Here is an 8,784-nt window from a genome sequence, read left to right as displayed (position 1 = left end):
TGGTGGCAGCGGGCGTCAAGGTTGCGCTGGGTGTTCCCGAACTCGATGCGTCGTTCCAGCCGCGCGATCTGGCGAATTATGCCGGCAATCTGGTGGCGCAGGCCAAGGTGCCTGGTGGCAGCGGCCTGAAGTGGGATCAGGCTTTTGCCGCGATCACGCGCGTACCGGCGGAAATCTTCGGGTTGTCGGATCTCGGCGTCCTGAAGCCCGGTGCCCGCGCCGATGTCGTGGTCTGGTCCGGGGATCCGCTGGAACTGTCGACGCTTGCGGATTCGGTCATTATCGGCGGTGTCGAACAAAGCCTGACAAGCAGGCAGACCGAGCTTGCCAAACGCTACCTTCCCGGCCGCGACCGCACACAACTGCCGGAAGCCTATCGCCGCTGACCTGTGGGGAAGGGCGGGGCACGGCCTCGCCCTCGCCCGTATCACGCCGCCGCCGTCAGAACGGCCAGACGACTGGCACCCAGAACACCGCGACGACGAAGAACATCAGCATCATCAGCCCGCCGAGCTTCCAGTAGTCGGTGAACTTGTAGCCCCCCGGACCCATCACCATCAGGTTCACCGGTGTTGCGATCGGCGTGAGGAACGCTGCCGCGCAGGCTACGTTCACGCTCATCAGCACCGGCGTCACGTTCACGCCAAGGCCTTTGGCCGCCATCACCGCGATCGGGAATACGATCAGGGCCGTCGCCGTATTCGAGATGACTTGCCCCATCACGGCGCAGATCAGGAACAGGCCGATCAGCAGCGCGCGCGGCCCGGCGTCGCCCAGTGCATGGATCAGGCTGTCGGCCAGCAGTTGCGCCGCGCCGGTCTGGAACATGGCGGTTGAAAGCGGCATCATCGCGCCGACCAGAATGACCGTCGTCCAGTTGATCGCACGATAGGCTTCCTCGACCTTGAGAAGCCCGCACAGCACCACTGCAACGGCCGCGATCAGGCCGGCGATTGCTGGCTGCACGATGCCGAATGCCAGCATCGCCACCATCGCCAGCAGGATGACAATGGCAGCCCGCGCGCCAAGCCCCATCGGCACGGCCTGCTTGCGGACGACCGCCGGGCTGTCGACCACCAGCACCGCCGGATCAGCCAGATGGCGGTCCAGTGCCTCCCAGCTTCCCTGCACCAGCAGTGCATCGCCAGCGGCGAGCTTTTGCGGGCCGGGAGGCAGGGCCTCACCGGCACGGTGAACGGCCAGCACCACCAGCTCGCCGTCTCCGGCGGCCATGCCGGGGAAGGCTGCGGTTCCGATCAGCGACGAGCGCGGCGGAATGACGACTTCTGCAAGCCCGGATGCACGGTTGAACAGCGCTTCCTCGATCGCACCCTGATCGCCGATGCTGATATCGTCGCCAACGGTTGCCCCGACGAGTGCGAGCCGGCTCTGGCCAGCCAGCGCCACCACCGCCTGTGCAGGGCCGGAAACGATCAGCGAACAGCCCTCGGTGATCGGTGCTTCGCCTGTCAGCGCCATTCCCGTCGGGTCTTTGATCCGGACGATGGAGAGGCCAGGCTCATCAGCCGACACGCTGGCCGCCGCCAACCCGACAAGCGGAGAGCCTTCGCGCACGCGCAAGCGGAAATAATTGCCGGCAAGCCGATACTGTTCGGACAATGTGCTGGCATGCCTTGAAAAATCGCCCGGCAGCGATGGCCCCTGCGTTTCCGGCAGCAGCTTCTTGCCGGCCAGCAGCATGATGCCGATACCGCCCAGCAGCAGCGGCACACCCACCCAGGCAAAGGCGAAAAAGCTGAACGGTTCAGCGCCTGCATCGAGCAGCGCATCGTTGGTGATGACATTGAGCGGCGTGCCGGACAGTGCCAGCATCGATCCGCAATGTGCGCCGAACGCCAGCGGCATCAGCAGTTGCGAAGGCTTGGTGCCGGTGCGGATCGCCAGCACCACAACCACAGGCAGCAAGGCGGCAACCGCCCCGTTCACGCTGATCATCGCCGTCAGCACGGCTACGATCAGGATGGTGAAGGTAAGCAACCGCGCCCTGCTGTCTGACCCGGCCCACTGGATCAGCTTCTGCCCGACCCAAGCCGTGACCCCGGCGGCCTCTAGCCCTGCGGATACGACGAACAGGGTAGCGATGAAAATCACCGTCGGGTCGCCGAAACCGGCGAAGGCTTCCTGAATGGAAAGCACATTGGCCATGTACAGGGCGAACGGCACCGCCAGCGCGACGATCACCACCGGCAACCGGTTGTTGATGAACAGCACCACGGCGCCAAGAATGATCAGGAATACGATCGTGATTTCGTCCAAGCGCCCACTCCCCGATAGCGGGGGCAAGCTGCGGCAAAAGACTTTTGAGATCAACCATTCATCGCACTTGACAGCGCGCGCGCCATAAGGTGCATTCCCCAGCCTGGGGAAACTTGCGCCAACGAGGTGTAATCATGGCGGAATCAGCGAAGCCGCGCACGGGGATGGACCGGCTGCTCGACGTGATCGAGCGGGTGGGAAACAAGGTTCCGCATCCGGCCGTGATCTTTCTGGTAATGATCGGTGTAGTGATCGTGCTGTCGGTGGTGATGGCCGCGGTCGGATCATCGGTCATGCTGGAAACGACCGACGCCGACGGCAACCTGACCAGCCGCCTCGTCGAGGTGCGAAGCCTGCTCTCGACCGAAGGGCTTCGCTTCATGCTGACCAGTTGGGTCGACAACTTCATGGCATTTTCGGCAACGGGCATGATCCTTGTCGCCATGGTCGGCGTCGGCGTTGCCGAACAGACGGGGCTTGTGGCCGCACTGATCCGCAAGATCGTCGCAGTAACGCCGGGGCGTCTGATCACGTTCGTTATTGTGCTGCTGGGCGGGCTGTCGTCGATTGCGGCCGATGCAGGGTATGTGGTGCTGATCCCGCTTGGCGCGATGGCGTTCCTGTCGCTTGGGCGGCACCCGCTGGCCGGGATTGCGGCGGCGTTCGCCGGGGTGTCGGCGGTGTTCGGCGTCAACCTGCTGATAACGCCCCTCGATGGGGCGCTGACGGAAATCACCAACGATGCGATCCATCTGGTGAAGCCGGGCCTTTCCATTCCTTTAACGGCGACCATGTGGTTTTCCATCGCCAGCCTGGTGCTGATGTCGGCGCTGTGCGCGTGGATCACGGAAAAGTTCGTCGAGCCGCATCTTGGCACCTATTATCCGGCACAGGCGGGCCACCTGACTTCGGAAGGCGTCGGCCCGGCAGACGCCAAGGACGCCGGACCCGGCCCCGAAGCCGAAGCGCGCGGCCTGCGCTATGCCGGGTGGGCGCTGTTTGCGGTGCTGGCCGCCGTTGTGGCGCTTAGCTGGGGCGAGGGGGCGGTTTTCCGCAATCCTGAAACCGGCTCGCTGATTTCAGATTCCCCGCTGATGAACGGTCTGATCGTGCTGGTTGCGATCGTGTTTCTGGCGGTCGGCGTTGGCTATGGCGTCGGGGCCGGCACGCTGAAGGGCAGTTCGCACGCCATTTCGATGATCGACAAGACGTTCCAGAACATGGGGCCGCTGGTGTTCCTGTTTCTGGTGATCGCACAGTTCCTTGCCTTCTTTGGCTTCACCAACATCGCCACGGTGCTGGCGGTGAACATGGCTGACATGCTGGTTGCAGCGAACCTTGGTTCGGTGACGCTGCTGATCGGCTTCGTGGCGGCGATACTTGTGCTGGACATCATCATGCCCGGCGCGATCCCGAAATGGGCGATCTTCGCGCCGATCTTCATTCCACTGTTCGTGCAGCTTGGCAGTGACCCGACGACGGTACTTGCCGCCTATCGCGTGGCGGATTCGCCGATGAACGTGGTGACGCCGCTGATGGGCTATTTCCCGCTGGTGGTGATTTTCTGCCAGCAATACGTCAAGGATGCGGGCGTCGGCACGGTGATCGCGATCATGCTGCCCTACACCATGTGGCTGGTGCCGATCTGGACGGCGATATTGCTGGGCTGGTACCTGCTGGGCCTGCCTTGGGGCTTTTAGGGCCGGCGGCGGCTCAGGTCGCCGAACGGCGGACGGCAGCCAGCGCCTGTCTGACGGCGCCGGTAAAGGCCGCTGCCCAGGCCAGCAACGCCGCCACGGCAAAGATGTCGGGCAGCAGTTCGAGGAACCCCAAGTGGAACGCCCGCAGCATCTGGTGCGAGCCTGCCGCATACATGCCAAGCGGGAACACGGCACCCCAATAGAGCGGATCATAGCGCAACGGGAACCGCCGCACGACATGGCGCCACACCCCAAGCACCAGCAGCATCGGCACCCACCAGGTGCCGGTTGCCCAGTAGAAGATCGTGAACCCTTTCAGGAACGGCAGCACCGACAACAGGAACGGCGCATCGGGCGCATTCAGGATCAGCAGCGAACCAGCCAGCGTGGAAATCGCCATCGCGCCCATGTTGATCCAGTAGGGCGGGGAAAGGTCGCCCGGCGAAAACGGAAAAAACGTATAGCGATAGAAAATCAGCGACATCATCCAGATGTAAAGCATCCCGCCCCACAGCCACATCGACAGCGCGAAGAAGTTCAGTTCCAGCTTCCACGGCTGGCCGCTGCGGGTGGCGACAAGAGCGGCAAGCACGGTGAGCGACTGGGTTGCAACGACCGCCAGCAGCCAGCCGCCGTTGATTCCCTTGTCCAGCGTGGGTTTTTTCTCCTTGATCGTAAGGATGGTGAAGATGCCATAGGTCAGCACCAGCCACAGCAGGACGGCAATTGCCAGCAGCGCAATCCCGGCGGTGATCGACCTGCCCAGCAGGATGCACTGCGCACCAAGAACGCTGGTCGCGGCAACCATGGTGAAGAACCCCGGCCCGCGCAGATGGTCGAAAAGGTCGTCAAGGAATGCGCGCGTATGGCGCCGCAGTCGCAACAGATAGAGCGCCCAGAGCAACACATAGGCGGCGATGTTCAGCGCGAACAGGATTTCCGCAACCAGCGGATAGCCACGAAAGCTGGCCGCCAGCGAGACGATGCCCGTTGCCATCACCATGCCGAACGTAGCCGGCGATAGGCCGGCAAGCCCTGCTTGTTGGTCTGTCATGTTCCGCCTCCCGCATTGGCCTGCCGGGTCTCCCGTTCCCGCCCCGCAGGCCGCGACTTCTATGCTACATCAGCACGGATGCCGGAAAGCGCGGCGCCTCGTCGCGCTGCTCGACAGTGGCGGTTTCGCCTGTTTAGATTGCGGCCGACACGAAAAAGCAGAGGCCGCATGAACCCCAGACATCATTCGCTCGCCGTTGTTGCCGCCATTCTGGCCAGCGTGCCGGCAATAGCGCCCGCTGCCGCCCGCAGCGACGCAGACAGCATCTGGTCGGGCGGTCCCATCCTGACCATGAACGACAAGGCCATGCGCGCTGAAGCCGTGGCCGTTGCGGGCGGCAGGATCGTGGCGGTGGGCAGCCGCAGCGAAGTGATGAAGCACAAGGGTCCGAACACACAACTGCTCGACCTCAAGGGCCAGACGCTGGTTCCCGGCTTCGTCGACGCGCATGGGCATATCGTGGTGGGCGGGTTACAGGCGCTTTCGGCCAACCTGCTGTCGCCGCCCGATGGCAAGGTCAGGGATATCGCGTCGCTGCAACAGACGCTGCGCGACTGGATGCAGAAGAACGCTGCCGCAGTCGAAAAAACCCAGCTTGTCATCGGGTTTGGTTACGATAACGCGCAACTCAGGGAACAGCGGCACCCCACCAGGGAAGAACTGGACGAAGTCTCGCGCGATGTTCCGGTGCTGGTCGTTCACCAGTCAGGCCATCTGGGCACGGCCAATTCAGCCATGCTGAAGGTTATGGGGTACAACGCCGACAGCAAAGATCCGGCCGGTGGGGTGATCCAGCGCAAGCCCGGCACCAGCGAACCCAACGGCACCCTTGAGGAAGCCGCTTTCATCGGCGCAATGCCAGCCGTGCTGGGGAGGATCGGGCCGGCGGGGCTGAAGACCTTCGCGCGCGAGGGCGCAAGGCTCTGGGCACGCTTTGGCTACACCACCGCCGAGGAAGGCCGCTCTACACCGCAAGTCGTGACCCTCTTGAAACAGGTCGCCGCTGAAGGTGGCTTCGAGGTGGACGTCAACTCCTACGCCGACGTGTTGGTGGACCGGGCCTTCATCAAAGCGAATCAAAGCAATGGCTACACAAATCGTTTCCGCCTTGCCGGCGCCAAGTTAACGATCGACGGCAGCCCGCAAGGGTTCACCGCCTGGCGCGATCGCCCCTATTACCAGCCGGTCGGCAACTATCCGCCGGGGTATTCCGGCTATGCCGCTGCCTCGGCAGAAGAGGTGATGGGGGCAGTGCAGTGGGCGGCCGAGCAGGGCGTCCAGATCATCACCCACGCGAATGGCGAGCGCGCCTCGGACCTGCTGATCGCTGCGCACCGGGCCGCGCAAGCGCGCTTCCCCAAGGCCAGGGAACTGCGCAATGTGCTGATTCACGGGCAGTTCCTGCGCGAGGACCAGCTCGACAGTTATAAGGCACTGGGGATCATTCCATCGCTGTTTCCCATGCACACCTTCTATTGGGGCGACTGGCACCTCGACCACACGATCGGCCCGCAAGCGGGCATGAACATTTCGCCGACTGGCTGGGCCAGCCAGCGCGGTATGATCTTCTCAAGCCATCACGATGCGCCCGTGGCCTTCCCTGATTCCATGCGGGTGCTGGATGCCACCGTCACCCGGCGCGCCCGAGGATCAGGCCGCATCGTTGGCCCGGATCAGCGCGTGGATGTCATCACCGCCTTGAAGGCAATGACGATCTGGCCTGCCTATCACCACTTCGAGGAGCAGAACAAAGGCAGCCTGGAGGTCGGCAAACTGGCCGACTTTGCCGTGCTTTCCCGCGATCCGACCGCGGTTGCGCCCGACACCATCGCCGACATCAAGGTCACGCAGACGGTCAAGGAGGGCAGAACCATCTTCAAGCTGGACGCGAACGCGCAGGCGCACCTGCCGATACCAGACATCAAGCCCCTGGTGGCAGCCTTCGCAGACCACACGCCCAACGCGGAAGATGAAGCCTGCGCCCACGACGCGATGTTCCGCATGGCCACGGCCATGGCGCAGGGAAGCCAGCGCTGATGTTTGCATCCGCGCCGCCACCGGCGCTTCGGCGCAGAAAGCGCCAGCCGGCAAGGGGTGGGATTTCGGATATTGGTGGCGGGGGCGGGATTTGAACTAACAATACTCAAATGTCTGTTTTAAGTGATTTTTTTATCACATTCCAGACTGTGTGCCGCTTGTGTGGCAGTTATCCGCCATCCTTTTCAAGCTCAGCAATCCGCACTTCGATCAACGAGGCATACTGGTAGATGTCGGTGAGGTCGCTCAGCAGGTGCCGCGTCTCATCCTTGCCGGTGAAAGTGCCGAGATACTTGGCTGACAGCCCGTTGAAATGCAGCCGCGCAACGGACTTCCTATTGTTGTCGTCTAGCAGGATGGCGCAATAGGACTTCTGATCCCGCGTCACGATACGGTGCGGTTTAACAAGTTTCGCGCCAATGGCTTGGATCATCCGCCATCCAGCAATCTCATCCTCAGTCGTGAGGTTCGCTTCTATTTCGACGGTCACGGCCGCAGGCGCTTCCTTCTGCTGAGGCTTGGCGGCTTCGAGCGCAGAGTTGAGCCGGTTAGTCACCAAATCCCGCACGATCTCTGAAATCGTGGAAGGCAGCAGCCGTTGGACGTTTTCCCGGACATTCTTGGTGATGCTGCCGTCATGCACTTTAGCAGCGACGAATCGAGCAAAATCCTCGGAAGGTTCCGCAAATTCTCGTTCAAGTTCAATCCTGATGAGAGATTTCATCTTGAGCGCGCTGGCCTCGGCAACGATTTGGTCGATGTCGAACGTGCCCTTTTGGAACTTTTCCAGCGTCTTTGCATCCGTAGGCTTCGGCTGTTCCAGGCTGAACGAGAAGAATGGCTTGGCGTCCATTTTGTTCGGCTGGTCGCTGTCCGTGTAGAATTGATAGACAACGCCGTTTGTGAGGATAGCCAGCCGCGCCTCGGTCACGCTGAAATAGCGGAAAAGCTGCCCCGCGTGGTTGAGGTTAAGCTCGGATTGGACCGGCTTGCATTCGACAAGGATCGAAACCTTGCCGCCTCCGCAGATGGCGTAATCGACCTTCTCGCCCTTCTTAGTTCCAACATCAGCTGTGAACTCAGGAATAACCTCTCCGGGGTTGAAGATGTCATAGCCCAAGGCTTGCAGGAACGGGAGCACTAGCGCCGTCTTGGCGGCCTCCTCAGTCAACAGCACCTCCCGATGCTGCGCCATCCTCTTTTGAAGCTCACCGATACGCGCTGCCAACTCCATGGCATCCCCCACATTGTTTAGCCGTTGCCGCTACATGCCCTTGATGGCCGCTTTCGACTAGCGCCCATTCAATGCCTGTAGCCGACAATCTCATGCGAGCCTGCACCTCCAATATCATCGGCTCGGCGTGATCCTTGGCCCGAAGGGAAATCATCCACTCCGGTTTGCCGATGAAAGGGCGGAGCGGGGCGGGCGCCGGGCGATGCAAAAAATTAACCGGACTCTCGAAACGCTGGTGAAAATACATGCACGTCGATGGGCCTTTCGACTGCCGCACATGCAGCAGTCGGCTGTAGCTAAGCCGGAGATGTAAGATGTTATTCTGCGGCATCAATCACTTAGATGCGACTGGTGGCGGGGGCGGGACTTGAACCCGCGGCCTCAGGGTTATGAATCCTGTGCTCTAACCAGCTGAGCTACCCCGCCGTGAGGCGTGGGCGTTAGCGCCCATCCGTGGCCCGGTCAAGGACATAGGTGGCTCA

General features: G+C 62.1%; 6 protein-coding genes and 1 tRNA gene. 3 read left to right on the top strand and 4 right to left on the bottom strand.

Annotation, left to right across the window (positions count from 1 at the left end; all coding sequences use genetic code 11):
* Positions 1–386, top strand: a 386-nt coding sequence (locus AC16JP_RS08545; protein WP_484340192.1) for an amidohydrolase family protein, incomplete at its 5' end; no start/stop codon positions are given.
* Between the two features lie 55 nt (positions 387–441).
* Here AC16JP_RS08545 and AC16JP_RS08540 read toward each other — a convergent pair.
* Positions 442–2,277 (bottom strand): SLC13 family permease, encoded by a 1,836-nt coding sequence (locus AC16JP_RS08540; protein WP_484340191.1) that lies wholly within the window; start codon positions 2,275–2,277, stop codon positions 442–444.
* Positions 2,278–2,411: 134 nt separating this feature from the next.
* Between AC16JP_RS08540 and AC16JP_RS08535 the strand changes: the two genes are divergently transcribed.
* Positions 2,412–3,977, top strand: coding sequence for an AbgT family transporter (locus tag AC16JP_RS08535; RefSeq protein ID WP_484340190.1), 1,566 nt, complete (start codon positions 2,412–2,414; stop codon positions 3,975–3,977).
* A 13-nt stretch (positions 3,978–3,990) separates the two neighbouring features.
* Here AC16JP_RS08535 and AC16JP_RS08530 read toward each other — a convergent pair whose 3' ends face one another.
* Positions 3,991–5,031, bottom strand: coding sequence for a tellurite resistance/C4-dicarboxylate transporter family protein (locus tag AC16JP_RS08530; protein ID WP_484340189.1), 1,041 nt, complete (start codon positions 5,029–5,031; stop codon positions 3,991–3,993).
* A 291-nt stretch (positions 5,032–5,322) separates the two neighbouring features.
* On the opposite strand from AC16JP_RS08530, the gene AC16JP_RS08525 reads away from it, so the two are divergent.
* Complete coding sequence (locus tag AC16JP_RS08525) at positions 5,323–7,068, top strand: amidohydrolase (RefSeq protein ID WP_484340188.1); 1,746 nt, start codon at positions 5,323–5,325, stop codon at positions 7,066–7,068.
* A 169-nt stretch (positions 7,069–7,237) separates the two neighbouring features.
* Here AC16JP_RS08525 and AC16JP_RS08520 read toward each other — a convergent pair whose 3' ends face one another.
* The gene (locus AC16JP_RS08520; RefSeq protein WP_484340187.1) at positions 7,238–8,302 is read right to left on the bottom strand and encodes a type I restriction endonuclease; all 1,065 of its coding nucleotides are present in this window, start codon (positions 8,300–8,302) and stop codon (positions 7,238–7,240) included.
* Between the two features lie 349 nt (positions 8,303–8,651).
* Positions 8,652–8,728 (bottom strand) — tRNA-Met (locus tag AC16JP_RS08515).
* Positions 8,729–8,784: the final 56 nt, after the last annotated feature.

It is taken from the genome of Sandaracinobacteroides sp. (assembly GCF_057137845.1).
This window is presented reverse-complemented; position numbering and strand designations above follow the sequence as displayed.